Genomic DNA, 25,055 nt, shown 5'->3' with positions numbered 1-25,055 from the left:
CTAGGCGATACGTGCTACTAGTTACGCGTTGATCCCTTCAGCCTGCGCGATGAGTTCTGCGATGTCAAACACCTGCACGGAGTCTTCTTTGTTCTGGCTTTTCACGCCGTCAGACATCATGGTCATACAGAACGGACATGCGGAGGCGATGATAGTGGCACCGGTCCCGATGGCTTCCTCGGCACGTTCCACGTTGATGTCTTTGTTTCCGGGCTCCGGTTCTTTCCACATCTGGGCACCGCCGGCACCGCAGCAAAGACCGTTGGCGCGGCTGCGTTTCATTTCCACCAGGTCAGCATCCAAGGCAGCCAGTACTTCACGAGGCGCCTCATAGATGTTGTTCGCTCGGCCCAGGTAGCAGGAGTCATGGAAGGTGATGCGCTTGCCTTTGAACTCACCGCCCCCGGCAATCTTCACTTTACCCTCGTTGATGAGGTTCTGCAGGAACGTGGAGTGGTGAATCACCTCATAGTTTCCGCCCAGCGCCGGGTACTCGTTCTTGATGGTGTTGAAGCAATGCGGGCACGCCGTCACGATGGTTTTAATGCCATAGCCGTCAAACGTAGCGATGTTGGTCATGGCCTGCATCTGGAACAGGAACTCGTTGCCGGCGCGCTTGGCGGGATCCCCGGTGCAGGTTTCCTCCATGCCCAGCACGGCGTACTTGGTGCCTACGTGCTCTAAAATGCGCACAAAAGCGCGGGTAACATTTTTATATCGGTCGTCAAAGGCACCGGCGCAGCCCACCCAGAATAATACTTCGGGGGTTTCACCGCGGGCAGCCAGGTCGGCCATGACGGGTACTTGTATCTGTTTTCTTTCTGACATCAGGGTAATGTGCTAATTAGATAATGTGCTCATGTGCTAATTTATTAGGCATGTCGCACAAAAGCTAATGCTTGTTAGGCAAGCTGCTGTTTAGAGGCTAGTTTTTAGAAACCGTGTATAAATCATCGGCCCAGTTGAACCGGTCAGATGGAGAGAAGGCCCACGGCGCGCCGTTGTTCTCAATGTTATTGAACATGGTGTTCAGAGACGCCGGCGCCGCCGATTCTTCCAGCACCAGATAGCGGCGCAGGTCAATAATGGTAGACAGCTGGTTGATGTTCACGGGGCAAGACTCCACGCAGGCGTTGCAGGTGGTACAGGCCCACAGTTCCTCGGGCGTTACGTAGCCGCGCAACAGGGTACGCTCCTCGGTTACTTTCACGCGCTCAGATTCCTGGCCATAGTGCGCCGGGTTGAAGAGCAGCGGCGATTCGCCTTTCTCCTCCATCCGGTCACGGGTATCCATCACAATCTTACGCGGCGAGAGCAGCTTGCCGGTAAGGTTGGCCGGGCACACGCTGGTACAACGGCCGCACTCGGTACAAGTGTAGGAGTCCAGCAGCTGCTTCCAGGTGAGGTCTTCCACGTCTTTGGCGCCGAACTTCTGCGGATCGGTTCCCTCTGGTGCGGGCGGCACTACGTAGCTGGGATCCAGCATGGCTTTGATCTCGTGCGTGATGCTCTCCACGTTGCTGAACTGACCTTTCGGCTCCAGCTTGGAGTAGTACACGTTGGGGAACGAGGTGATGATGTGGAAGTGCTTGGAGCTGGGCAGGTAGTTCATGAAAGCCAGAATACCCACAATGTGCACCCACCAGCCAATACCGGCAATCACCTGCATGGTATTCACATCGCTCCCAAACAGGTCCACCATGAGACCGCTTACCGGGAATGCCCCCGCCAGTTGATGTCCGCTCAGTTGCGCCAGTTTCTGGTCTGCGATGTTGAAGGCGAACAAAGCCACCATCAGCACAATCTCGGTGATCAGGATCACATTCGCATCCATTTTAGGCCAGGCGCGCATCTCGGGTCCGCGGGTCAGGCGCGGCACTTTGGTGAGGTTACGGCGGGCCAGGAAAATCACGCAGGCAATAATTACCAGAAGACCCAGCACCTCATTGATGGCCATGAGCACGCTGTACACCGGCCCCAACACCCCTAGGATGCGGTGCGTCCCGAAGACGCCGTCAATCAGAATCTCTATCAATTCCACGTTGATCACCAGAAATCCGATGTACACAAACAGGTGCAGCACGGCGGGCAAGGGCCGCTTAAACATTTTTTGTTGGCCAAAAGCGACCAATAAAAGGGCCTTCAAACGCTGGGAAGCATCGCCGGAAATGGTCTTGTCACGGCCCATGTTAATGTTGCGCACAATCTTACGGATCTGCCACACAAACAGACCGATACCTGCCAACGCCACCACCAAAAAGACAATATTACTGATCACAGAAAGGATATTTTAGACATGGAAACTGCTTGTACTACGAACGAATTTAACAAAGTATTCTGAAAAGGGCAGAAAAGATTTTTTTGCAAGAAGTTTTGCAAATCCGCGCAGGCTCCTTACATTTGCATACTTTTTCACCAGAACGGTAGCGAAACACCTCCCGGAAAGGTTCTAAAAGATGCTGGTGATGTAGCTCAGTTGGTAGAGCAAAGGACTGAAAATCCTTGTGTCGTTGGTTCGATTCCAATCATCACCACCAGCAGAAAAGAAAATCCCGCTTCAGATAATGGAGCGGGATTTTTGTTTTTGGGGTGTTTTGGGAAAATAATTCTGAAAGCGCATTGATCCTGGCGAACGATGCTGCCCAGCTGCCAAAGCCGACGCTCCCGGTGCAGGAACAGCAAACGATTATTCTGCTTTAGGCAACAGCCGATGGTGGTGGAAAGTCTCCATTCCCAATCGGCTCAAGGTATCTTTCTCAAAATCAAACTCAATCAAGACGGCGGGCTCCTCGCCTACTACCCAGCCATCGTGGCCAGGCTCTATGGCTACTACCTGCGGCGCCACGAAGTCTTCGGTGATGCCATCGGCGTACAGGATCTGGAGGTGCCCCTTGGCCAGGAAACCCAAGTGGGCGTGCATGCAGAGATCGGTGCCCACAATCTGCTTCATGTGGGTAGACCACTTAAAGCCCGGCGGATACACCACCCGCTTTACCCGTGAATCACCGGTCCGTACAAAGTCCATCAGAACGCCTCCCACCTCGCGGTGCTCAGTTCCGGGCATAGGTGCCAATAGTGTGTCTTTTGTTTCCATAGTCTTATATCTTGAAGGTGTGGGAAAGCAAATCGTCTTGAGGCAGTACCTATTTGCAAACTTGTAGCGCTTGCCGCAGTTCCTCCTTTAAGGTAAGCTTTTATTACTGAATCCTTTACAAGCGCGACCCAAAATTTTACCTGGAATATGCAATAAAATAAAATCCCGAACCGGAAGCAAGCAACTTCTAATTCGGGATTAAAATGAAAATCTCAGTAGTTAAGATCTAAGAGGTTAAAAAGAGCTTAGTTAAAAATCCATCCGTTTATCCTATCCCAGACTATTTCCAACATCCTAGCAGTCCGTCTCTTTACTAGTTCCGCATCCCATTCGACCTCCTCATCTATTTGAATAATGTGGTCGATATGGTGGGAATAGTTACAATCCTGTAGTGAGGCTATCTTCTGAACATCTAAATTAAAGCCTTGATTTTTAGCAAAGTTACGCAGCTCAATTACCTTATTAGGATCCTTCTCGTTGAGATGCTTATAATAAATCAACTTCTCTTTCCAGCCCTTATTACCTGCTGAGCTATTTACTGGAAGGGGCAGCAAGGTCAAATTACCAAGAGAATCAAATAGGGCAGAATCATCATACAAGCTTCCGCTCCACGTATCCACTCCTTTTCTAGGTGCTATATGCTCAATTGATTTTAAATCTTCTGAATTCCAACGCTGAAGATTCAAAATTGGGTTAGAGTTGGGAGTACCTAACTTAACTAAACCTCTTTCATAAGGATCATTAATAGTATCATGCGCGGACACAAACAAAGCGAATCTACATACGCTCATTGCTCTATCATACCTTAAATAGGAAGAGGCTTTTTGCACCCACTCATCCTTAGTAGCAATATCTCCTTTTCGTAAGATATTCTGAAAATGCTCTCTAATTGAATCCAGAGAGAAAGACTTATCTTTTAGCCAAGTATGCTCCTCAATATCTTCTTTAGCATTGCCTCTGAAATATGACCGATAAGCATCATCTAACCCTGCATTAGATTTAGCTGCCCGCCATAAAGTATAAAATGCAGCTATTAGTTTAACACCTTGAGTAAAGTTGGTTACTGATTGGGGCGTACCTTCGCTTAAGCTATGAAACAAGCTGCCAAGAATAGTGATTGACATCTTATGATTACTTTGTCTCAGGTAAAGAACTAAGAGAGAAACCAAGTCTGCCTCATTTGAGCTTGAGATGTAGGAGATTGGCTGGTTATTCTCTGCGGTATAATCCTGCCATACCATTTTATAAAATTCAGAGTAGTTACCAAAGAACTTTATAAAGGCTTGCTTGTCGTCAAAATCCTTTAGCTTCTTGTCGTAGATTTTCTCTAACCATTTCCGCTGTGAGCTGAAATGCGTGGCTAACTTGTAACTCTCAACCGGTAAGGCAAAAGAAGTAAGTAGCTCATTCGTCATTTTACTCTTCTGAGCCGCGCTTCTTAAATCACCAAACGCATGCTCAACCTTACAAAAGTACTTATCTTCTACGGAACCTTTGAATTCAATATTCTCAATATTAAGTGTATTAACCACCAACGGTTTAAAGGTCTCTATGGCTGTTAACGGGGTGCCTGTAGCGTTTAATGACTGAAACATATCAAATGCCCAATCATCATCTACCGGTTGAATAATGGTAAAGCAGCATCGGTCAAGCAAATAATGACAAACAGCCAGTAGCTGCACTAAAGAGCTAAGCTGAGAACTCAGGCTTGAGGGATTCTCAAAATCTGCTTCTTCTATGATGTCATATAGGTTTTGCCGGTCATATTGCCACAAATACTCTTGGTTGATCTTCTCAAGGATCTTACTAGCAGGGCAGAAACCATTATAGTTTAAGTGAGCATTTAACACAGTTTTTCTAAGCCATGCATCAGCAGCCGCTAAGTTCTTCCCTGCATTTGAATCTTTATCAAACTTAGGAGCCTCCCCTTTATCAAAAGCATAGCTAATAAAAGCATACAAGTAGCCAGAGACAGAAGAGACGTAGCTAGAGTTAGTAGGTTCTTGCATTACCCACTTATCTACACTCCCCCTTATGATCTTAGGCTTTCTAGTAGGTTTACCTCGTTTTAAATCAACAGAGAAAACATCATAAGTCTTCTCTCTCCAATACTTACATATTTCTGAAATCTCTTCCTGAAGTTCCTCCTTAGCTTCAGGAGTAGTCTCGTACTTTGTAAGTGCTTTTAAGACCTTTGCCTCTGTATCATTAATGTGCTTTACCAACAAAGCACTTAGAAGGGAAATAGTGGAAAGACGTTGCTGTCCATCAATTACTTTCTCTATAGAACTAGGTAAAGCTCTTGTATCTTGAGGTTGAACTTTGTTTTTATCTGTTTCAGTAACAGTAATTATTGTTCCCAAAAAACGAATTTCGGTTTCGTCATCTTCAATAATATTCTCAATGCCTTTTGAAATGTCTTCTAATAGTTGTTCTATATTAGAATTGTCCCAGCTATACTCTCTTTGATATAGAGGAATATAAAATCCTACACCAGGACGTTGATAATATTCAAAAACACTTCTGTTCTCTGTATTAAAAGCTTGTTCTATGTTTATCATCGGAACCTAAAATCTATAGAAAGGTTTACTATCAACAAAGCCTCGATTACTCTTAACCTTATTAAACAAGGCGGTATTAGGCCTTTTATAGAAGAAAAAATTATATTTATCTAAAACCCCGTAAAGAGAAGAAAACTTCTTGCCGTTAGCCATAACTTCTTGGTAAGCTTTGGATAAGAATTCAATATCAAGTCTTTGGATTGCATTCCTAAGTTGACCTAATTTATTCCTAAGGTCAGAATTTCTTATCTGGTCTTTGGGAATCTCAAAAGATTCAAGATCATTTTGCAGAGAACTCAACTCAGAGGAATATTCAAAATATAGATTAGACAAAAATTTCTTTAAATCATTAGAAGAGAAATCATCGTTATGTCTATACAAATGAATAAGTAAATCAACAGTATCTTCAATATACCCAACTCGGTGATGCAGAAAATGTGGACTGAAAAACTCCTTGGCAGGGCCATCATCAGTAAACAAAACTATATGAGATTTGCTAAATATGTTCAAATAGAACGATAAAAGGGCGCAGTAGAATTCACCATTCCTTTTTTTGTAATCTAAAAGTTCACCAATATCTGACTCAAGATCATTAAAGCTTTCATCAAAATAAATTTTCTCTCTGAAGTAGTTTAACTTATACTCAATAATAGAATGCTTATCTGAGGGGTAAGGAATGATACTATTAAATTTTTTAAATACATTCTTATTAACTTCATCAAAAACATCTTTGCAAATATGGAATTCAAAAGAAGAAATTTTTTTTAATAAATATTCATCTTCGTCAATATGAAGCAAATTAATTATTGTACAAGCATCTAGGATATATAACATACATATTATTCCTTCCAGCCTATTATATCTGTTTTATTTAATTCATAATAGGCTGTATCAATCGGAGTGCAGCTATCTAACTCGGCTAATTCAATCAACAATCCTAATGCTTCATTAAACCTCCTTAATGAAACCGAACCAAGTTCGTTCCCAATGATTTTTATCAAATCCTCATTGAAGGGAAAAAAGGGATTACCTCCATTATTATCTGGATTTACTCTAAAGAATGAAATTAAATCTTGAACATACTGAAGGAGGTCGTTAATCGAAGGAAGCTCGAAATTAATCCTTTCCTTTATTCTAGACTTAACAGCTTCACTAATGTATTCACCTAAATCTTCGATATTGAAAAGAGCAGATTGAGTAAGATTAAGAAAAATCATAAGATTGTTTGGTGTATTATCCAAGAGCTCTCTTAGAAAAGAATTAGTCTTATCACCATTAACCTTTGTCATTGTTGCAATATCCTCAAACTCATCAATCCACAAAATTACAGATGAATAGAAAGCCTTTTCAAAAGTAATACATGAAAATAAACCTGATAAAAGCTTAGAATAATCAGAATCAGGAGAAAGAGCTCTAAGTATACCAGAGGGAGACAGCTCTCTTGCATCTGAAGCAGTTATATTACCATATAAATACTTTTTTAAAATATTTATATCACCATCTCCTAAAAAGACAGTCTTAAGTATACTCTTTATATGATTATTATCTCCGATACTATCAATGTATGGATTAAGATCTCCTGCTCGAGAGTTAAACTTTGATCTTAAATCTCTTATATCAAGTTTATCAATAATTGAGATATAAAAATCTTCTATTGGTGACTTCCCCTTTGGCAAAGTTACAAATAGAAAAAAGGGGATCTCCCCATTAGCTCTTTCAGCTAAATCCTGTAAAACAGTTCTTTTGCCAAAATATCTTGCTGCATGAGTTTTCCCGCTACCGTATTCACCCCAATTCAAAACCAAGGAAGAATTCGGTATTTTAATAGAACGAATAATTCTTTTTTCAAACTTCTCCTTAACTTCTGGAAATCCAGCCCAGACGATCTCTTCAGATTTTACTGCAGGCGTCAGTCTGAAAGGATTTGATTTTAAATTAAATAATTCTTCGTAAGACATTGTTATTTGTTAATATTTTGAATATATCCATCACTATACTGTGGTTGATATTTATAGATAAATTTCTCACGCAATTCTGTCTCTAACATTTTAATATGAAATCTTTCACTAACAGCATAACCATTACTTAAGCACATTTGGTATTTAGAATATGTGATTGCTTGTGAAGAAGTGACTCTATTGGGAGCTAAGGTCTTGAAAAGAACAAAGCTTTTTTCTATATTATTTACAATTCTTGACAAAATCTCTTCTCTAGATGCACTGACGCCGGGAGACCCTTTATAAGTAATAAAGTATATAGCTGGATAAAACCTTCTAATGAAATCAGAAGAGTCAGTTACGTATTCAGCTCCAATATCAATCCAATAGCAAAGTTCTATACATAGCCTTTTGCCATTTTCTGTTATTTGTATTAAGCCATTTTCTAAATCTATCAATCTAAGATCCAACATCCAGTTGATTCTAGGCATTATGATATGTTCAAGGTAAACTTCAGCTTTCTTCCAATCTAAGACTCTCTTTTCTATAACCTTCAACTCTGAAATAGCTTTAGTATTTCTATAACCAATTTGTTGTTGAAGCGCACTTATTCTTTCTAACAACAAGCCTTGAAAATTTTTGATTAAGTCCTTGATACTTATGCTATCATTCGAATATACATATTCTAACACCAACGAGAAATATAGAAAATCTTTCTTTAATATAATTTCTAAGAAAAAAAGTTTATCCAAATCATTCAATAAAAAGGCATTTAATGATTCGTCATAATCGTTTTCATTTAATGCTAGGTAGACTCTAAGCCATTTAGTGGGTACAACAACTCTATTAACTGTAGTGATTAAATCTAATTCTTTCAAAAGCTCTATATATGGTGCAGCCGACTTCCCATTTGCATCTTGTATAATTCCTTTTGCATTTATAGCTTCATCAAGATGAGAGTTATATAAAAGAGCATATTGTTCAAATTTTCTATTTAAAAAGGATTCAGGTATTCTTTTCCTTTCATATATAAAACTACTAAACAGCTTCAAATATCCTAACCTTCTTACTTTGGTGCTTGTGTTTATGAATTGAGCCTCAAAATCATTCTTTACATTATGCTCTTTAATGAAAGTGATACAATAATTACAAGGTATTTCAAGCAGCTTGATTTTTTTGAATATGGCTACAATACTCTTAACTGCTTCTAAATTCACCAATGAAACTAATATATATATATATCCCTCATAATTTGGTTCTGTATTACAAAATCCACCACTTGGGTTATTAATATCGAATCTATAATTTTTTACAATGTGAGGATTTATTAATTTTCTTAACTCTCGTACAAGAATCAATATTGAATTTGTGATAGAAATTGGCAAATAAGAATAATAATACTTTTTATCATTCTCATTGAAAGAGATTACATCTTCTCTGGCACCCAAGTATTCAGATAAACATATTCTAAACTCAGACAGACTCCTTCCTTCAACAATTTCATCTAGCTCAATTACATCTCTTATATAGTTAAAGCTATCTTCAAACTCTAATTCTTCATCAAAATTTACGGAAACATAAATTTGATTAAAAGTAAACGTTACATTCCCTAGAGAATCATAAAAGCACTCCCGCTGATCTGAATTTTCAAAAAGATATCTTATAATTTCTTTCATTTATATAAAGCAAGCAGCACAGCCTTCTGTTTCAGAATCGTCCAAAATATCTAAAAGAAACGAGGACTTCATGTTTGACTGAGTACGTTCTTGACGCTTAATATAATCTTCTTTAATCTGTTTTATTCTTTCTGGCAAGATTAACTCTGATAAGGTTTCCTCTTGATTCCAATTATATCCGGCTTTTTCATAATCCAATGCTTTCTGAAACAGCTCTGGATGTTGCTCATAAAGCCAAACCCATTCTATTTTTTGTTGGAAGAAGCAAAAATAGCAGCCTGAGCGGCTTCTAGCATATTGTCCTTTTTTATCTTCAACCTCAAAATCAACTTTCTTATAATAGGCAGGTATACCTACGCCACTTTCTTCTAAAATCCTAAAAATATCATCCCTTACTAGAACTTCTTCATTGTCTATGAGCGGAAAATCTTCCTCTTTAGCTAAGGGGTAATCTGTAGATTTTAAAAATTCAAAGATGAGGCGGTTAGTCTCTTTTATCCCTTGATTGAAGAGCTGGTCCATTTTGCTTTGCTGGTTAAAGTTCAAAGCAATAGGTTTGGCTAAGATATCAATGATTTTATCTCTTCTTCTACCAAGATCTATAACATCAGTAAGGGTAATCAACTTCTCTGTGTTGTTATTATTGATAAACTTGGTAATTACATCTTCGCTGAAGATATTTTTTCTAAATGGAAAGATGGATTGGATATTTGATTTCTTTGAGATATACCCTTCACGGTCTTCATCTCCTCTAATACCCACATAAGAAACTACCAGGTCATTGCCTACATACTTTTCAAAAGGCTCTAACTTCAGCTTTTTGGTACACCAGCGTGAGTTAGAAGAAGGTAAATAGCCTCCATACATTTTTAAGAAATGGTCAAAGGAATCCACGTGGCTCCCTTCGGCTGCCTTCAACAACGTAATCTTCTTTCCTAAATAGACTTCTAGGTTCTCAATGAGCTGGTAGGTCTCGTCTAACTCTTTACCTGTATCTGTGGTATAGTAATCAATGTTTAAAGCTGGGTAGTTCTGTTTTAGGTAAATAGCCAAAGCGGCACTGTCTTTCCCTCCTGAAATGCCCAATACATGCCTTACATTACTCATTTCGATACTATTTCTTTTAAAAGTTTGGCCAATGCCGCAATATTTAAGCTATCATCTTTTGAAAGAACTCCTAATAAAGAGTCTTTGATGACATCTACTTCAGTACTCTTACTCATAGGCAATCTAAGAGTACTCCGGGTAACTCCTGCTGCAAAGGATTCAATTTGTACTCCTAGTACTTCTTCTTTCTCTTCATCAATTTCAGATTTAGAAAGTTCAGTTAAACTATCTAGATCTAAAATTAACGTCTTGAACTTTTCATACAGCAGAATCTCCTCTTCATCCTTCAGGTTCTCTAAGGATTTGCCTACAACTGCTTGTCCTATTGAATTTAGCCATGCTTTACGGTCGTCTAAAACAGAGTCTAAGCGTTGGATAAAAGTCTTTTGGTAAGGTAATAGCAAATGCTTCTTCAGCTTTTTATAGCGTGACTGAAGTTTATTCTTATACTCCTCAAAGGAGCAGCGTTCATACAGCAACTCATTTTGAATAAATTCTTCTACTCTATCTACTAAACCGTCATAACTAGTCCTTACTTCCCTTATAGCATCTTGCAGCGTAGAGATGTAGTCATTTAAACTAATCGCATCTGCTTTTAATTGACTAAAGGAAATGCCTAACGCACTTGGGAAATCTTCGAAGAAGGTTTTTTCAGGATCTTCTGACTTAGAAATAGCAGTACGAATAGCTAACGCCTCTCTGCTTAAGCGTTTAGTATTTTTAGCGTATGCAGGTAGATCTCTATAAAAAGTTAAGAAAGGCTTAATGGTCTGAATAAAAGTCTGGTTATCTACTTTCTCCTTCACCTCCTGATTTAAGAACAGGCGGTAGCTATTGAAGATATCTAACTTAACACCTTCAATATCAAATGCCTTTACCCAAAAAGCCTTCGGCTCTTTAGAAATAAGCTCTAAGATTTCATCATTTAAAACAGGTATATAACCATTCTCCCCAAATAAAGCTAAATCATTTCGCTTCAAGAAAAGAAAGGTTGGCACCCAGAAGCCAATTAAACCTTGCTTTAATTTCAAAGGTCGTTTATTCAGCTCCTCTACAAATTCATTTAGGTTGGTCTTTTCCTTCTTAGCTTTATTTAGAAAGTGAAGGGAACAATTCCAAAGTGCCTTAAAGGACGAACCTTCAGATACAGAAATATCTTGCCCTACTACATCTATGTAAGGAGAAAGACCATTCTGTTTCAGCAATGTGATGTAGATGGTTTTCTCAGCGGGGAATCTGTCTGTTGCAAACCCAAGATCCTTTTCCATCCAATGGTTTGCCAAGGCTTTGAAGTAATTCCTTTTGGCACTATGAACGGCTCCAGAAATACGGTGTTTGTTCACCAATTCATTATTGAAGGTTGGCGTATCTGCATATACTTGAGCGCAAATCATTGATAGCAACACAATGAAGTCTTTTCTATCTTCAAGAGTCCGCTTTTCGCCATTCCAAAACCAAACCACTTCACTTTTCTCACCAAATAGATTCCTATCTATATAATGTTGGAGCAAGTTCTTTTGGTGAAGTATGATATTCTCTAATTCTCTTCTTGCTGTTTTATCGTTTCTGTTTTCTTGTAAAACCCTCTCAGTTTTCTCAATCTCATACAAGAGGTTTTTTATTTCTTTAGAGTTTTTGAAGTAACCATACAGAATCGCCTCTTTCTGCTCTTTGGATGACTTTTGAACTTCTTCAACATTTAATCTCTCATTAAAGATCAAGTTAATGAAACCATCTATTTCTCCTTGCGGAACATCTGCCTCAAGATCTTCTTTAATCTGATAGCTAAAGTAGCGCGGAGTACCTGTCCAGTAAAAATATGACCTAGCTAGAACTGGATCTTGATCTAAGTATTTCTCAAGGACAGTTTTCACATCTGTAATTTCATTTACAGAGTCTGCCGCTTTAATCAACTCTCCTTCAATGTCGACATCCGTTCCTTCAGATAAGATATACCGCTTACTATAATTCCTGTATAAGATGATTTGCTTTGATTTAGATTCTAGATCATTTATCAAAACCTCTGCATCTAGTATTCCTAAACAAAGTGTGGCATAGGCAACCAAAAAGCTCTTGTTCAGATTTGAACCAGCTGCTGCATAGATGCTTAATAAACCTATTGCTTTTACAATTCTAGAATAAGCTTCTAAATTTGTCTCAAAACTATTCTCTACTTGCTCTAGGGCTACCTTTATAGCGAACCATGCGGAATGATCAGGATTATACTTTGAAGCAAGAAATGAATAGAAATTGAAGTTTAGATAATCATAAACATTTGCCAAGTTATAAAAAGGAGAATCCGTCTTTCTAAACCGTGCAATACTGGTATGATCTGTTGCTTCTAAAAATGAAAACAGAGAACGCTCATTCTGTCCATATCGCTGCAAAGACAAGGTTAAAATGTTTGCTGCAAAGAGGTCAAGTGGAAATAACTTCTCACTAATCTCATTACTGTAAGCCGTATTATGGAATGCCTTTGAACCAGCAAATATTTTATAGGCTGCTTTTACTTCTTTCTTTGGCGCTTTGAAATCTGTAGCAGCAGCAATGTGCTCTGCCGCTAGAAAAAGCAGCTGCTCTACCGGTTCATTGAAAGTAATTTCTCTAAAGCGACCTTTTACCTTTGTCCATTCCTGTCGCTGGGCAGGCGTAAGCCCATAGGCGTAGCTTTCAAACCCTTGGTGTATGGTAGTTATTAGTACAATGTTGTACTCGGGGTTGTTGGCAAACTCAGCTAACTGCTGCACAAAATACAGTTCCTGCTCAGGATTATTCTGAGCAGCGTATTCTAACAACTTACCAAACTCATCGATTTCAATGAACAATAATCCATTTTTACCTAAATCATAGTGCCTGTTATAGATTTCTGACAATACGTTCTCAGGCAGATTCTCCTTTGCCTTAACTTGTAAGGTTGCTGCTAGGGTATCAATGATACTGTTATAAGAACCAACAACCTTGATGACATCAAAATTTGGCTCTTGTAAAAACTTAGCATTAAAATAAGGCTTTAAACCTCTTAAGCTTTGTTCTAAGGCAAGTAAAAATGAGGACTTACCTGTCCCGTAAGATCCAATTAGATTAAAGGCACGAATACCTTTTCTAAAATCATCCACCATTTGCCCAATCACCCGTTTCGCGTTAGGGGTTGGTATGTAGAAATAGTCTACATTGGTATCTCTAACTATATTTACGGAAGGTGTGAAATTATATTTCATAGTACAATCTGAGGGCTTCTAACGGTTCTATCTCCTTCTTAAACTGCAATTCTTTTATACCTGCTTGGTCTGTATAAGTAATAAAAGGGTATAGTTCAACCGCTTCTTCAATCTTGCTCACCAAACCCGCTCTATTTAGAGCAAAGATGTTTCCTGGACTGTTGATGTCGTTTTCTAAGCTATGTAAACTTATGGAAGCTCCATATGCAGAATTGGAGCATATACTGTAAAGCAGTATTTCTGGTGGAAGAGTCGGCCTTTCTGTGTTTTCAATATAGAAAAGGTCCTGCTTTGATCTTTTGCCATTCTCTTCTCTTATCTGCATCATTGACTTTAGCAATCCTAATTCGGTCAATATTCCAGAAAAACTATCTTCTATTCCGCTCTTTGCATCATCATTAGAGGACAGATAAAGCTTGCGGAAGACATCAAAATCGTCCCCAACAGTTTTAGGATTAAAGCCCAATCCTTTCTCTGTCTCTGCTTTCCGCTTTATGTAATTGACAAAAGAATCTTTGTTAAACTGGATTTTCTCTTTTCTAAACTCATTGAATATTAGAAAATAAGTAGAGGCAACACCTTTACTCACCAGTTGATAGTGTAAAAGCCAAAGACTAGCAGTGTCTTCAAGAAAAGGATCATAGCCCCCATCACTTAGTAGGAGCTCTCCAAATTGGGTTACTTCATCTTTATTGTCTACTATGTTGAAAGCTTTCAACCAGTAGCGGATAGATGCCACCATATTCTTACCAACTCCTAAATCAACCACAGCACTCTCGCTATGAAATGATCCTCCTGCTTTTATGTAGTCAAATCCTTTTTTCAACCAAAGCTGCCTGCATTGGAAAGACTCATGGCCTGAAAAAGAATATTTGATACGTGGCTCTTGCTCGCTTATCATTCGTGTATATAAAAAGTCTTTCTGCTCCATACCAAAGGTAAGAAATCAGGAGCATATCTATCCTTTTACGACATGATTCTAAGCTAAAATTAATAGCATTGATTTTATTAGTACAACCTCTGTCACCTACAGCAACAACGTATCTACCCGATGGGCGTGGACCATCATCTCGCAGGGCGACCAGCTGAAGATGGTGAAGCGGCCGTCTTGGGAAGCTACCAGGGCGGTGGCGTTGCGCTGGTCATGCACAAACTGGGCAGCGGAAAGGTGACGGGTGCCGCCGTTATTGCTGGGGTGCATAATGACGGGCTCATTCCCCAGCACCGGCTCTGTGAGGGCAATCTGCTCCACCAGGTCATTGCCGTCTGCCCGGATGATCTTCACCCCGAAAGCCAGCAGTTCATGCTGGTCATTGATAATGGTGGCGCCGTCTACCGCCGTGAGGCCTGCCAGGCCGTCAATCTCCCGGCGCAGGGCGCCCTGCCAGATGCTGCGGCTCCGGTCTTCCTTTTCCTGCCGCATCAGCTCGGCCAGCGCCGAGAAAGCCGGCGAGATGGCGTACTGCACCGGGTGCAGAATGGACTGCTGCCAGGTTTCAGAGCCGGTAGGCACCACCAGCAGCGTACCGCCCCTACCGTGCGCCCGCATGGACACAGCAAGCTGCACCAGAATGTTCACCGAGTCGTCCCAGGTGGAGGGAGTATTGAAACCCAGCAGGGAAGTCAGTACCTCGGGGCAATCGGGTAGGCTGTCGTTGCGCTCATCTATGAACTTGATCACATCGCCCTTGAGCACAGCCACGTTGGCGAACTTCCCAAACCCGCTAGACCTTCTATGCTTCACCACCAGCAGACCCGGCTCAGAGACGTCCAGCACAAAGCAAAAGCTGAGGATCTCGCGGGTGGTGCCCCACATGTACAACTCGCCATGCTCTTTCCAGACCCCAATATGGATTCCGGGGCGCTCTACGCCGGGCGCCAGTTTGGTGAGGTTATGGGTGGTAAGCGGGAGCCGATGGGCAAACAAAAGCGGTTTCACGGCTTGGTCTGGGGGCAGAAAAGCCAGGGAGATGCGGGGCGACTGTCCTTCTTCCTTTCTGAGGCTGGCCCAGAAAGCGGCATCAATCAAGGCCTCAATCACCTTTACCGAGGGGGTAGGCGCCAGGTTCAACTCTCCACGTTCCTGGGCTTCAGTCTGGTGGTGGGCAAAATGAGCTTCTATGGCTGGCGCCACGGTTCTGGCCGCGGCATAGGTGGTTTTACGATTCATGCAATCTGGATGGTCAATGGTATACGAATCCGCGGGTAAGGGCCTGCCCCGTGGTTTTCCTGGCATTTTTGGCCTGGCCGACGACAAGCAATGAGCCTCCCCAGTTTCAGAATCTAACTTACATTTTGTTTCGCTGTGTACAAGCCCCTAATTCAAATTGTTTCACCGGGCCCAGAAATCAGATTACCAGTGGTAAAGCGCCTCACCTACTTAAAATTTCCTTCTGCACTCCTGGCCCCTCCTTGTTTTCGGCCTGATTTCAAAAAAACACCTGTAAAACCTTTCCGCCGTGCTTTCCTGCCCCAGAGTTGAGTTTACGATTATTTAACATGAATTATTCCTATCTAAATCCTTGCAAGTAGCTCTTTGTAAGCTATCTTGCTTTAAATAATCAAACTATCCACCAAACAAACCAGCCCCTCATGAAGAATTTGTACCGTTCCTTGCTCATGGCTTTCACCCTGGGCTTTGCCGCTTCCTGCTCCGTGGAAGACGTGGAACCCAATCAACCCCTGAGCCACACCTCCACCGACAGCGCCACCGCCACCCAGGACAGCCATCTGACCATGGGCAATCCCAGCGGCGCCAACACCAGCTACAGCAACTACCTGCTGAGCAAGCCTCAGTATGCAATGTCTTACAACAGCTATCGGGGTACGCCCAACTGGGTAAGCTGGCACCTGAGCAGCGCCTGGGTAGGCAGCGCTCCCCGCCAGGATGATTTCCGGGCCGATACCTCGCTCCCCAGCGCCTTTTACCGGGTGCAGTCCACAGATTACACCGGCAGCGGCTTTGACCGGGGCCACAACTGCCCCTCGGCAGACCGCACCCTCACCACCACAGACAACTCGGCCACGTTCCTCATGTCTAACATAATTCCGCAGGCCGGTCCGAACAACCAGCAGACCTGGGCTAACCTGGAGAACTACTGCCGCACCCTTATCAGCGCCGGCAATGAGCTGTACATCATCATGGGAAGCTACGGCAAGGGCGGCACCGGCAGCAACGGCTACGCAGAGACTCTGGCGGCCGGAAAAATCACGGTACCCAACCGCATCTGGAAAGTGATTGTGGTGCTACCCAACGGCTCCGGTGATGCAAGCCGCGTCACTTCCAGCACCCGCGTGATTGCCGTGAATACGCCAAACACCACCAGCATCAGCAGCACCTGGGGCACATACCGTACCACGGTAGATGCCATTGAGGCAGCAACCGGTTATGACCTGCTCTCCAACGTATCGGCTAGCGTACAGAGCACCATTGAAGCGCGCGTAGACAGCGGCCCTACCCAGTAAAAGCGCCAATCATCTGCCAGGTGAAAAGAAACCGTAAAGCCGGGTGAATCTTGCCTGATAAAAAGAAAGGATCCTGCGCGTGAACCTATGCAGCTTTTTTACCGCTGTTGCCGTTCAAGCCCAGGATCCTTTCTTCTACGGGTGAAAAATGAATAGATACGTTGCCTCTAAGGGGCGCAGCTTAAATGCTTAACCAAATGTCTACACTTCAGGACTTAGCGCAGGCAGCCCAGGGCTTGCTGTTCATCAGTGAAATCGAGGCTCCGCTGGAGCCTTTCACGCTGCCAGCCGGCACTTCTATCCATTCCCCCGCCGATTTTCTGAATGCCATAGGAAAGCCAGACCAGCCGGCGGAAGAGGTAACTCTTGCTTATTTCCTCCGGAACATGGTACGCACATACCCTGAGCAAGACCCCACGCAGCAGGCTGTTGCCCAGCGGTTCATAGCCTTGCAAGGGTGGCTGGAGACTCATTTACAAGAAGTACGCGTATACCGGATAGGGCAAGTACAGGTACAGGCCTACGCCGTTGGGAAAACCCCGGAGGGATCGTGGCTGGGACTGAAAACCACGCTGGTAGAAACGTAAACCTTTGCCTTAAGGCAGCAATTCTTGTACAAGTTTTTCCATAGAGGAAGTTTTGAGGTAGGGTTCCAGTTGCGCCTGGGAGGTAAACGTCCTGATCATGCCAATGCTGCCGCAATGCTCCAGAAGCCAGACCTCGGCGTAAAAGGTCCCCATAAAATATAGACTGATGTGGCACCAACCCTTGAGGCGTGCGTGTAGATACCTGCCGGTGCTTTGCACACAATTGATTTGCTCTGTCAGGGGTAGTTGGCTGAACTCCTTCACTTTTATTTCCATCTCTGCGTGGCCTTTATTGTAGTCTCATACGCTCCAGAAGACTGCTTTAGTGCTTAAGGTAGCGTTTTTTTATTTTTCTGCGGCGTAGAAAGGTCCCTAATCTTTTCACCTTTTTTTGGTGCGGTCTGCCTGGCCACAGCAATTGGGTTAATGTCTGCCTATTATCTTAAGGTTCCAGCACCAGACCCTCTCCCTTCCAGGCGGCAGCCTCCCGGATACTCAGAAATTAACTTAGCATCTAAAACGCAGGCATTTAACCGTTGGTTTGTCTCTACTTTTATTATCTAATCTTCTTCTTTATTGGGTACCATTTTCGGCGCATTTTCTTTATAACGGCCCCAAAACAAGCTCAGCCCCAAGTAGCCTGGGAGCAAACCAGTTGGATAACGCTTTCTACAGCCGCATTTTAGCGCCCAGAGCCAGATGGAAAATCTTTGCGGGGTTCAGGTAACGCGGGTTCTGCACATAAGAGATCAGGTATTCTCCCATGGTCCCCATCTCATAATAGCCGCTGAAACGGTTCAGCTTTTCTACCCTAGTGAGATTCACCTGGCCGCCCACAAAGAAGTACAGATGGAGCGCGGTGGAAAACCGGTAATAGCTGTTAGGGTACCGGCTGAGGAACCGCTCAGACGCGAAATACTCATCCCCGAAGGTGTAGCTCAACTGCATGCCGGTAGTTACGGGGTACCAGTCTACCTTCTCTATCTTGATGGGTTTGGTAGCCAGCCATGATGATTTCACCGCGATGGTAAGCAGGTGATCTCCGCCTACCTTCTTGGGCAAATACCCGAAAGACACGTCCGTTTCCAGTTTCCGGTTCAAAGACTGCCGCCCCACTCCCACCGATACCAGCCCTATATCGCCGGCAAACTGGGTTTTCAGGTAGAACGGCGACAGCTCTTTTTCCGGAGTCTGGCCCTGTCCGGGGAAAGCCCATAGAAACAGGCCCAGCCCCAAAAGGAATTGCGTGAAGCGTTGCATCTTAGTAGGCTATTTTCTCCACAGAATACCCTTGGTCCCAAACCTTGAGGTAAGTAAACCCGCGCCGCTTCACCGTGGTGGTCACGTGGTAGTGGACATCATCGTCATAGGCCTTCTCTGAACTCCAGCCATGCTGATGCCCGTGCAGGCTCAACGGTACCCGGCCGCTGGAAGCCAGCGCCTGGTGAAAAGACATCTCCAACTCAGGGTCAAAGTCAGAATCAAAGGGCGGGATGTGTGACACCACAATAGCCTGGTTCCAGTTCTCCCCGGCCGCGGGCCGAAGCTCATTCTCCAGCCACTCCAGGTTGGGGATGTTCCCATTGAAGCCGTACTCGCGGCCGTTGGTGTCCAGGAAAACAAACTTGGTGTGGCCGTAGGTAAAAGCGTAGTTCAGGTCGCCGTACATCTCGGCGTACACCTTGCGCGCGTTGCCCAGCAAATCATGGTTCCCGATGACGGTGAGGTAAGGCCACCTGAGGTCTTTCATGATGTCATGCACCCATCGGAACTCCCTGGACATGCCAAAGTCAGAGATATCACCCAGGTGAATCACAAAGTCTATGTCTGGGAAGGAATTGGCTTTGTGCACAAAATCCACGGTCTCGTCATAGAACCGCTGGGTGTCGCCCATAACCAGGATGCGCAGCGTATCGCCCGGTGATTGGCCGGCCAATTGCCGAAGGTAAAAAGCGGTGAGGTTCTTCTCCTCGGGTTTCAGCCGGATCTGGTTGGGATGGTATTCAAAGAGATCTGAGCAGGAAACCAGGAAGAGCAGGAAGATGGAAAAAAGGAGGGGTAAAGGTTTCATCATAGTAAGCGGAAAAACTAAAAAGCCTTGGCTTCTTAGGAGTGATTTCTGGGAAAAGAGGCTCAATTCTCTTCCCAGCGTCAGGGATGCCACCTACAAGGTGATGGCAAGATCAGCGAACATTGTTCTGTGCCTGGCCTTTCAGGAAACAGAGGCGCCACAGCAGAACGGCGGAATCAAAAGCAGCCACTGGCCTGGCCAGGAACCGCGTTTCTCAAATGCAATTGTTTCTCTCTTTCTTTACGTTTCCTGGCGCAGAAACTCCATCAGAAAATCACAGGCCTTTTTGTTACTATTAACATCTGCATCGGGCTATATTACCTAAAGGCTGATAATCTGGGTAGCCAGGAAAGTGTACCAAAGGTAAGGTCTGGCTGGATTTTTCCTATCCCGAAAAGGCCTACCGGCACTAAACCATAGCAGGTATACAAGGAGAAATCAACCGCATTTCACCCGAAAATTGATGGTTCTTGAGATGAGGGTTTGGTGATTCAAATACTAGATTTTAGGCTGCTTTCTGAAAAACACCCCGAAAATGGAAGAGCTTACAGAGCACAGGAAAGATCAGACTGGGAAAGTTTGCCAATCTAGAACGCATCTCCTTCTGTGACCGGGCACGCTAGAGCAACCTCATTGCAGTTCGCCCACAAGATCCTTTCAGGATGACAAATTGGGGAGGGAAAGGCAAAACAGAACAGAAAGGAAGGAGAACGGTGGACCAGGCTTTTAGAACATAGTTAAAGCTTGTACAACATCGCTCAAGATTAAGCTCGAAAAGCTAGGCTAGGTCAGATAACTTTTATGATTGACACTGATTTTACGGTTGGCATTGGTATTTCACTTCCTGGGCGGCCAGGGCGAAACCCAGTTGGGCGGCTTTGGAGAGCAGGGCACAACCGCGGGTGGAGTCGCCCTGGGCTTGTTTTATTTTGGCCTGGAGGTAAAAGGCCTTGGGGTTGGCGGGAGATTGGCGCAGCGCCTGCTCGGTGTCTTGCCAGGCTTTCTGCAATTGCTGCATTCTGTAGAGAGCGAAGGTACGGTACAGTAGGGCCTCGGTGGTGTGGGCAGAAGGGCGCGGGGCTTTCCGCAGGTAGGTAGTGATATCAGCCTCGGCGGCGGGCCAGTTGTCTTCCAGTTGCAGGTGTACCACGCCACGGTCCAGATAGGCGCCGGCTTGGGCCCCGTCCAGGGCAATGGCTTTGTTCAGGTCCTGGAGGGCTTGCTGGTACTGCTTGGTCTGCAGATAACCCTTGCCCCTGGCGGCATACCAGGCAGCCTTCGGGTTTTCGCTTTCGCGCAGCACCGCCGAGTAATCTTCAATGGCACCAGTGGGGTTCTTGAGGTAAGTCAGCCGGAGGGCGCCGCGCCGCACCCGGGCACCTTCCAGGGCTGGCTTATGCTCCAGCACGGTGGAATAAGCCTCATCGGCCTGCTTCCAGAGGCGTTGCTTCTCTGCCTCCTGCGCCTGCTTCAGGGCCCGGCTGGAGGCTATCTGGCGCCAGCCAAAGTAGAGGCCCATCACCAGCAACACGGCGGCTACCACCACCCCCAGCACCACCTGCAGGTCATGCCGGGAGAAGTGCGTGTGCTTCTGAGGCCGCTGCCGATAATGCCGCTCCCTGAAACCGGCGGGCTGGCGGGTATGGTGGTAGCGGGGCATGGCGTGGGCGTGGGCCTGCCGCTGGCTTTTTTCATACTGCTGCTGCAGGTCAAAGGCGGCGCGGCGCCGGGGGTTGGAGAGCACCTGGTAGGCATCGTTCACCTGCTTGAACCGCTCCTCGGCGTGGGTGTCGTGGGGGTTCTTGTCGGGATGCCATTTGAGGGCCAGCCTTTTGTAGGCGGCTTTTATCTCAGCGACCGATGCGCTGGGGGAGACTCCCAGAATATGGTAGTAGTTCTTTTTCAATGGTCATTGGGCCGGCAGGCCATCTGCAAAAGTACGAGTTAGCCCGGCTGCATGGGTAGCGTTTTAGCCTTATTTTCTTTTAAACGGCTCTTAAAAGGCGGCAGATATCCAATGCCAAATGGTATCCGTAAAATGCCTTATCCCGTATGGAACTCTGGGGAAGATTATTTCTGGAATATTTTTCAGCAGATGTTCCGTATATCTCCTACGCACCATCAACTAGAAAACACATGGCTACCGAAGACAAAAGTAAAACCGACAGCATTATAGCAAACCTGATGGGGTACATAGATACCCGCATTGACCTGGTGAAGCTTGATCTGCAAACCAAACTGAAAAGCATCTTTGTGAGTACGGTGCACGGCGTGCTGCTGGGTCTGGTGGGGTTGATGGTGCTGCTGTTCCTCAACGTGTTCATTGCACTGCTGTTAAACGACTTACTTGACAGCCGCTTCTGGGGCTTCGGGATTGTCACACTTTTTTATCTTATCTTGCTCGTCATATTAATTGTGGGGCTGGACAAGAAAGTATTCCAGGGCATGGCCGACAAGGCTTTCCGGAATACCATTTACAAAACTGATGAATCTGAACAAACCATCTAACTATACCTGCTGCCATGAGCGAACTAACCAATCCGCTTTTTGATGACCCGCGCGAGTTCCTGGAACGTCAGAAAGAAGAATATAAGAATGCCTTACTCAGCGATGTCACTGAACTGAAAGACCAGTCCCAGCAGATTGGGAAGAGCATTGCCATTGCCGGCGGCGTGCTGGCGGGCATCTACCTGATCAGCAAAGCCTTTGGCAGGGGGAAAGACGCAAAACCCAAGAAGAGAAAGAAAAGCAACCGCCTGGAGAACCCGGCCCGCTTCAAAGGTGCCGAGGACCGCGCCTGGATCTCGTCCATCCCCGATGTGGAGGATGACGAGCCGCTCTACAGCGCCATTGAGCGTACCTATCCGGCGGTCTATCACCCCAACACCGGCACTGTGGCCACCTCTTCTTACCGCTCGCGGCACAAAGAGGAAACTTCCGGGCTCAAGGCGTTTTTCCAATCAGATTTATTTAAGATATTGGAGCAGCAGTTGGCGGCTCTGGTGGTAGTGTACCTTTCCAAACTGGTGGAAGAGCATCTGCACCAACCGGCTACTACCTCGCAGCCAATTCTAACCCAACCTCTTCTAGTGGAGGAAAACACCACTGTTGATTACCAGTCACAGCCTGACGTTAGCCCGAATGCCCAATCACCTGAATCACCATCTTTTTCCGATATCTAATACCTCAGACACCGCCAACCACCCTAAACGGCTGGCGGTGCTCCTGGACCCAGACCACCTCACCGTAGCCCGCTGCCAGGAGATCCTGGCGCTGAGCCACCGGCACGAGGTGGATTTCTTTTTCATGGGCGGCAGTCTGATCTCTAACCCAGACCAGACCTCCTTTGTGAGCTACATCAAGCAGCACAGCTCCATTCCGGTGATTCTGTTCCCCAGCAGTGGCCTGTACATAGACCCGCAGGCCGACGGCATGCTCTTGCTTTCGCTTATCTCGGGCCGTAACCCGGACTTCCTCATTGGTCAGCACGTGGCCGCTGCGCCTTTGCTCAGATCCAGCGGTTTACCCCTCTACCCTACCGGCTACATGCTCGTTGACTCGGGGCGTCAGACCACGGCCTCCTACATGAGCGGCACCACGCCTATCCCGTATGACAAGCCTTCCATTGCCGCCGCCACTGCCCTGGCCGGCCAGATGCTGGGCCTGCAATACATGTACCTGGACGGCGGCAGCGGAGCCATGTATCCCGTGAGCGCTGCCATGATCCAGGCGGTGTGCCAGGCTGTTTCCGTGCCCATTATTGTGGGCGGCGGCGTGAACACAACTGAGAAAGCCGAGGCAGCCTGGAAAGCCGGCGCCGACATTCTGGTGGTGGGCAACCACATTGAAAAGAGCCCGCAGTTCATCCAGGAGGTGAGCGAGGTAAAGCAACGCTTCAACGTGGCACTGCCGCAGGAGTAATCTGATAAGACAACCAACCACCCCTTCCCCCTCCTTAGCCAAGGAGGGGAACTATGCGCCTACAAGGTTTCAAGGCCGATTTCGGGAAATCACGTCTAAAACGCTTCCCTTTCTAAAATCTCAGTCTCAAGAACTCTGAGACCCTGATTCCGCTACTTTATTCTTTTAATCCAAAGACCTGGCAATAGTTGTAAGCGCCAACCCAATCCTATTCAAGGTCCAATTGAACAACTCCCCTCCTACCTTAGGAGGGGTGCCCGAAGGGCGGGGTGGTAAATCGCCTCTTTTCTCCAAAACACCCTAAAAACAGAAAGGCCCGCTTTTGGCGGGCCTTTCTGTTTTAATCTCTGTGCAAGTGCTTACACGTTCATGGATGACTCACGGCGGCGCATTTTACCGGCCGGAATCCCGAACATCATTTTGAAGCGACGGCAGAAATACGCAGTGTCTTTGTATCCCACGTCTTTGCCAATCTCTCTGATGCTCTTCTTGGTAGTGCGCAGCAAGAATACGGCACGCTCCATGCGCTGGTATTCGATGTAGTCCTGCGGGTTGATACCGGTAAGCATCTTGAAGTACTGGCCCACGTAGTCCTCAGAAACGTTGGCCACGTTGCTAAGCACCTTGTTAGACAAGTCGCCGCCCAGGTTCTCCTTAATGTAGTTGAACAGGTCAATGAGGCGTGGATCTTTGAAGTAAGTGCTGTTGGTAGCCAGCTGCTCCACAAACATCTTGTTCTTCAAGATGTAGCGGATCAACTCTACCACCATCTGCTCTGTGTACAAGCTGATGATGCGCTCCTTGCCCGGCAGATCCTGCATGCTTTCCTCCACAATCTTGATCACCAGCGTGGCCAGCTTGTTGCTGGTAATCACAAACGCCGGCACCTCAAGGGAGGTGAAGAAGTTCACAGAGTCAAATACCTTGGCCTCAAAGCTCACAAAGCTGTGGCTGTCATCGGCTTCGCCGATTAAGTCAAGGTCATTGTTGCTTTTGAAAAACTTATCTTTGGTGGTGATATAATCATCATTGGAGATAACCCGGCTCTCGGTATCGCCATAATAAAGTTTTGTACTACGGCCGCCTGGAATGAAGAGTAGCTGACCCTCTTCTGCTACTTGTTTATCGTCTCCGAAAGCAACAATGCCATTGTGCACTAAAATAAGGTTGTTTCCAACATCATAGTAGTTACGCACCGTCAGCGGCTGCTGCAACACCAGGTTTTTAGCCTTGATGTAGCGCACTTTCAGCGACTCAATTATTTTATTGTAATCTTCCATGTAAGGGCACTTATTAAAGGGTTTTAACTTATGTTGATTTTTTAAGTTGTCTGTCGGTTTAAAATTAGTACTTATCTTTTAAGTTATCAAACAAAAAAGGTAGATATTTATAAACTGACAATTACTATATACCCTTAT

Annotated in this window: 21 protein-coding genes and 1 tRNA gene; 6 read left to right on the top strand and 16 right to left on the bottom strand. The window is 45.0% G+C overall.

The features are described from left to right. Positions 1-21: 21 nt before the first annotated feature. Entirely contained in the window at positions 22-828 is an 807-nt protein-coding gene (locus J3P35_RS02495) for a (Fe-S)-binding protein (protein WP_246849914.1), read from the bottom strand. 97 nt (positions 829-925) lie between these two features. Beyond that, positions 926-2,278, bottom strand: a complete 1,353-nt coding sequence (locus tag J3P35_RS02490; protein ID WP_394371256.1) for a 4Fe-4S dicluster domain-containing protein — start codon at positions 2,276-2,278, stop codon at positions 926-928. 183 nt (positions 2,279-2,461) lie between these two features. Between J3P35_RS02490 and J3P35_RS02485 the strand changes: the two genes are divergently transcribed. Then, positions 2,462-2,537, top strand: a tRNA-Phe gene (locus tag J3P35_RS02485). A 149-nt stretch (positions 2,538-2,686) separates the two neighbouring features. Here J3P35_RS02485 and J3P35_RS02480 read toward each other — a convergent pair. From J3P35_RS02480 to J3P35_RS02440, 9 genes are all read right to left on the bottom strand, one after another. Next, the gene (locus J3P35_RS02480; protein WP_210462726.1) at positions 2,687-3,094 is read right to left on the bottom strand and encodes a cupin domain-containing protein; all 408 of its coding nucleotides are present in this window, start codon (positions 3,092-3,094) and stop codon (positions 2,687-2,689) included. Between the two features lie 245 nt (positions 3,095-3,339). After that, positions 3,340-5,655, bottom strand: a complete 2,316-nt coding sequence (locus J3P35_RS02475) for a DUF262 domain-containing protein (RefSeq protein WP_210462725.1) — start codon at positions 5,653-5,655, stop codon at positions 3,340-3,342. A gap of 6 nt (positions 5,656-5,661) precedes the next feature. Beyond that, positions 5,662-6,489 carry a hypothetical protein gene (locus J3P35_RS02470; RefSeq protein WP_210462723.1) on the bottom strand — a complete coding sequence of 276 codons (828 nt, stop codon included), beginning with the start codon at positions 6,487-6,489 and terminating at the stop codon, positions 5,662-5,664. Positions 6,490-6,494: 5 nt separating this feature from the next. Continuing rightward, the gene (locus J3P35_RS02465; protein WP_210462721.1) at positions 6,495-7,613 is read right to left on the bottom strand and encodes a hypothetical protein; all 1,119 of its coding nucleotides are present in this window, start codon (positions 7,611-7,613) and stop codon (positions 6,495-6,497) included. Between the two features lie 2 nt (positions 7,614-7,615). Further along, entirely contained in the window at positions 7,616-9,268 is a 1,653-nt protein-coding gene (locus J3P35_RS02460; RefSeq protein ID WP_210462719.1) for a hypothetical protein, read from the bottom strand. Further along, a complete protein-coding gene (locus tag J3P35_RS02455) occupies positions 9,269-10,375 on the bottom strand; it encodes a phosphoadenosine phosphosulfate reductase family protein (RefSeq protein ID WP_210462717.1) in 1,107 nt (368 codons plus the stop codon). Further along, positions 10,372-13,593, bottom strand: coding sequence for a hypothetical protein (locus J3P35_RS02450; protein ID WP_210462715.1), 3,222 nt, complete (start codon positions 13,591-13,593; stop codon positions 10,372-10,374). Before J3P35_RS02450 ends, J3P35_RS02455 begins: the two co-directional genes overlap by 4 nt. Further along, positions 13,583-14,524: a DUF4007 family protein gene (locus J3P35_RS02445; RefSeq protein ID WP_246849913.1), complete on the bottom strand. Its 942-nt coding sequence runs from the start codon at positions 14,522-14,524 to the stop codon at positions 13,583-13,585. The genes J3P35_RS02450 and J3P35_RS02445 overlap by 11 nt, the downstream gene beginning before the upstream one ends. Before the next feature lie 96 nt (positions 14,525-14,620). After that, the gene (locus J3P35_RS02440; protein WP_210462713.1) at positions 14,621-15,763 is read right to left on the bottom strand and encodes a putative sensor domain DACNV-containing protein; all 1,143 of its coding nucleotides are present in this window, start codon (positions 15,761-15,763) and stop codon (positions 14,621-14,623) included. Positions 15,764-16,185: 422 nt separating this feature from the next. On the opposite strand from J3P35_RS02440, the gene J3P35_RS02435 reads away from it, so the two are divergent. Both J3P35_RS02435 and J3P35_RS02430 read left to right on the top strand, forming a co-directional pair. After that, a complete protein-coding gene (locus J3P35_RS02435; protein ID WP_210462711.1) occupies positions 16,186-17,058 on the top strand; it encodes a DNA/RNA non-specific endonuclease in 873 nt (290 codons plus the stop codon). 197 nt (positions 17,059-17,255) lie between these two features. Next, positions 17,256-17,645, top strand: a complete 390-nt coding sequence (locus tag J3P35_RS02430) for a nuclease A inhibitor family protein (protein WP_210462709.1) — start codon at positions 17,256-17,258, stop codon at positions 17,643-17,645. Between the two features lie 9 nt (positions 17,646-17,654). On the opposite strand, the gene J3P35_RS02425 is transcribed toward J3P35_RS02430, so the two are convergent. From J3P35_RS02425 to J3P35_RS02410, 4 genes are all read right to left on the bottom strand, one after another. Next, positions 17,655-17,798 (bottom strand): hypothetical protein, encoded by a 144-nt coding sequence (locus tag J3P35_RS02425; RefSeq protein ID WP_210462707.1) that lies wholly within the window; start codon positions 17,796-17,798, stop codon positions 17,655-17,657. Positions 17,799-18,314: 516 nt separating this feature from the next. Next, a complete protein-coding gene (locus tag J3P35_RS02420) occupies positions 18,315-18,905 on the bottom strand; it encodes a hypothetical protein (RefSeq protein ID WP_210462705.1) in 591 nt (196 codons plus the stop codon). 1 nt (position 18,906) lies between these two features. Further along, on the bottom strand, positions 18,907-19,719 hold the full coding sequence (locus J3P35_RS02415) for a metallophosphoesterase family protein (protein ID WP_246849912.1): 813 nt from the start codon (positions 19,717-19,719) through the stop codon (positions 18,907-18,909). 814 nt (positions 19,720-20,533) lie between these two features. Then, positions 20,534-21,622, bottom strand: coding sequence for a J domain-containing protein (locus J3P35_RS02410; RefSeq protein WP_210462703.1), 1,089 nt, complete (start codon positions 21,620-21,622; stop codon positions 20,534-20,536). A 230-nt stretch (positions 21,623-21,852) separates the two neighbouring features. Between J3P35_RS02410 and J3P35_RS02405 the strand changes: the two genes are divergently transcribed. Genes J3P35_RS02405 through J3P35_RS02395 form a run of 3 tightly spaced genes read left to right on the top strand, consistent with a single transcriptional unit; the run spans position 21,853 to position 23,637 of the window. Next, positions 21,853-22,224, top strand: coding sequence for a phage holin family protein (locus tag J3P35_RS02405; protein WP_210462701.1), 372 nt, complete (start codon positions 21,853-21,855; stop codon positions 22,222-22,224). Between the two features lie 14 nt (positions 22,225-22,238). Continuing rightward, positions 22,239-22,898 carry a hypothetical protein gene (locus J3P35_RS02400; RefSeq protein ID WP_210462699.1) on the top strand — a complete coding sequence of 220 codons (660 nt, stop codon included), beginning with the start codon at positions 22,239-22,241 and terminating at the stop codon, positions 22,896-22,898. Continuing rightward, a complete protein-coding gene (locus tag J3P35_RS02395) occupies positions 22,858-23,637 on the top strand; it encodes a geranylgeranylglyceryl/heptaprenylglyceryl phosphate synthase (protein WP_210462697.1) in 780 nt (259 codons plus the stop codon). Before J3P35_RS02400 ends, J3P35_RS02395 begins: the two co-directional genes overlap by 41 nt. A gap of 359 nt (positions 23,638-23,996) precedes the next feature. Here the strand turns inward: J3P35_RS02395 and J3P35_RS02390 are convergent, their stop codons facing one another. Then, on the bottom strand, positions 23,997-24,917 hold the full coding sequence (locus J3P35_RS02390) for a helix-turn-helix domain-containing protein (protein WP_149089989.1): 921 nt from the start codon (positions 24,915-24,917) through the stop codon (positions 23,997-23,999). Between the last annotated feature and the right edge of the window lie 138 nt (positions 24,918-25,055).

The organism is Rufibacter roseolus (genome assembly GCF_017916365.1).
Classification (GTDB): domain Bacteria; phylum Bacteroidota; class Bacteroidia; order Cytophagales; family Hymenobacteraceae; genus Nibribacter; species Nibribacter roseolus.
The sequence above is the reverse complement of the archived record's forward strand: the minus strand, read 5'-3'. Positions and strand labels throughout refer to the sequence as shown.

Bases quoted from the DNA above. Each gene is read 5' to 3' on its own strand.
- J3P35_RS02495 (WP_246849914.1), bottom strand. From the start codon at position 828: ATGTCAGAAAGAAAACAGATACAAGTACCCGTCATGGCCGACCTGGCT.
- J3P35_RS02480 (WP_210462726.1), bottom strand. From the start codon at position 3,094: ATGGAAACAAAAGACACACTATTGGCACCTATGCCCGGAACTGAGCAC.
- J3P35_RS02475 (WP_210462725.1), bottom strand. From the start codon at position 5,655: ATGATAAACATAGAACAAGCTTTTAATACAGAGAACAGAAGTGTTTTT.
- J3P35_RS02470 (WP_210462723.1), bottom strand. From the start codon at position 6,489: ATGTTATATATCCTAGATGCTTGTACAATAATTAATTTGCTTCATATT.
- J3P35_RS02465 (WP_210462721.1), bottom strand. From the start codon at position 7,613: ATGTCTTACGAAGAATTATTTAATTTAAAATCAAATCCTTTCAGACTG.
- J3P35_RS02460 (WP_210462719.1), bottom strand. From the start codon at position 9,268: ATGAAAGAAATTATAAGATATCTTTTTGAAAATTCAGATCAGCGGGAG.
- J3P35_RS02455 (WP_210462717.1), bottom strand. From the start codon at position 10,375: ATGAGTAATGTAAGGCATGTATTGGGCATTTCAGGAGGGAAAGACAGT.
- J3P35_RS02450 (WP_210462715.1), bottom strand. From the start codon at position 13,593: ATGAAATATAATTTCACACCTTCCGTAAATATAGTTAGAGATACCAAT.
- J3P35_RS02445 (WP_246849913.1), bottom strand. From the start codon at position 14,524: ATGGAGCAGAAAGACTTTTTATATACACGAATGATAAGCGAGCAAGAG.
- J3P35_RS02440 (WP_210462713.1), bottom strand. From the start codon at position 15,763: ATGAATCGTAAAACCACCTATGCCGCGGCCAGAACCGTGGCGCCAGCC.
- J3P35_RS02435 (WP_210462711.1), top strand. From the start codon at position 16,186: ATGAAGAATTTGTACCGTTCCTTGCTCATGGCTTTCACCCTGGGCTTT.
- J3P35_RS02430 (WP_210462709.1), top strand. From the start codon at position 17,256: ATGTCTACACTTCAGGACTTAGCGCAGGCAGCCCAGGGCTTGCTGTTC.
- J3P35_RS02425 (WP_210462707.1), bottom strand. From the start codon at position 17,798: ATGGGGACCTTTTACGCCGAGGTCTGGCTTCTGGAGCATTGCGGCAGC.
- J3P35_RS02420 (WP_210462705.1), bottom strand. From the start codon at position 18,905: ATGCAACGCTTCACGCAATTCCTTTTGGGGCTGGGCCTGTTTCTATGG.
- J3P35_RS02415 (WP_246849912.1), bottom strand. From the start codon at position 19,719: ATGATGAAACCTTTACCCCTCCTTTTTTCCATCTTCCTGCTCTTCCTG.
- J3P35_RS02405 (WP_210462701.1), top strand. From the start codon at position 21,853: ATGGCTACCGAAGACAAAAGTAAAACCGACAGCATTATAGCAAACCTG.
- J3P35_RS02400 (WP_210462699.1), top strand. From the start codon at position 22,239: ATGAGCGAACTAACCAATCCGCTTTTTGATGACCCGCGCGAGTTCCTG.
- J3P35_RS02395 (WP_210462697.1), top strand. From the start codon at position 22,858: ATGCCCAATCACCTGAATCACCATCTTTTTCCGATATCTAATACCTCA.
- J3P35_RS02390 (WP_149089989.1), bottom strand. From the start codon at position 24,917: ATGGAAGATTACAATAAAATAATTGAGTCGCTGAAAGTGCGCTACATC.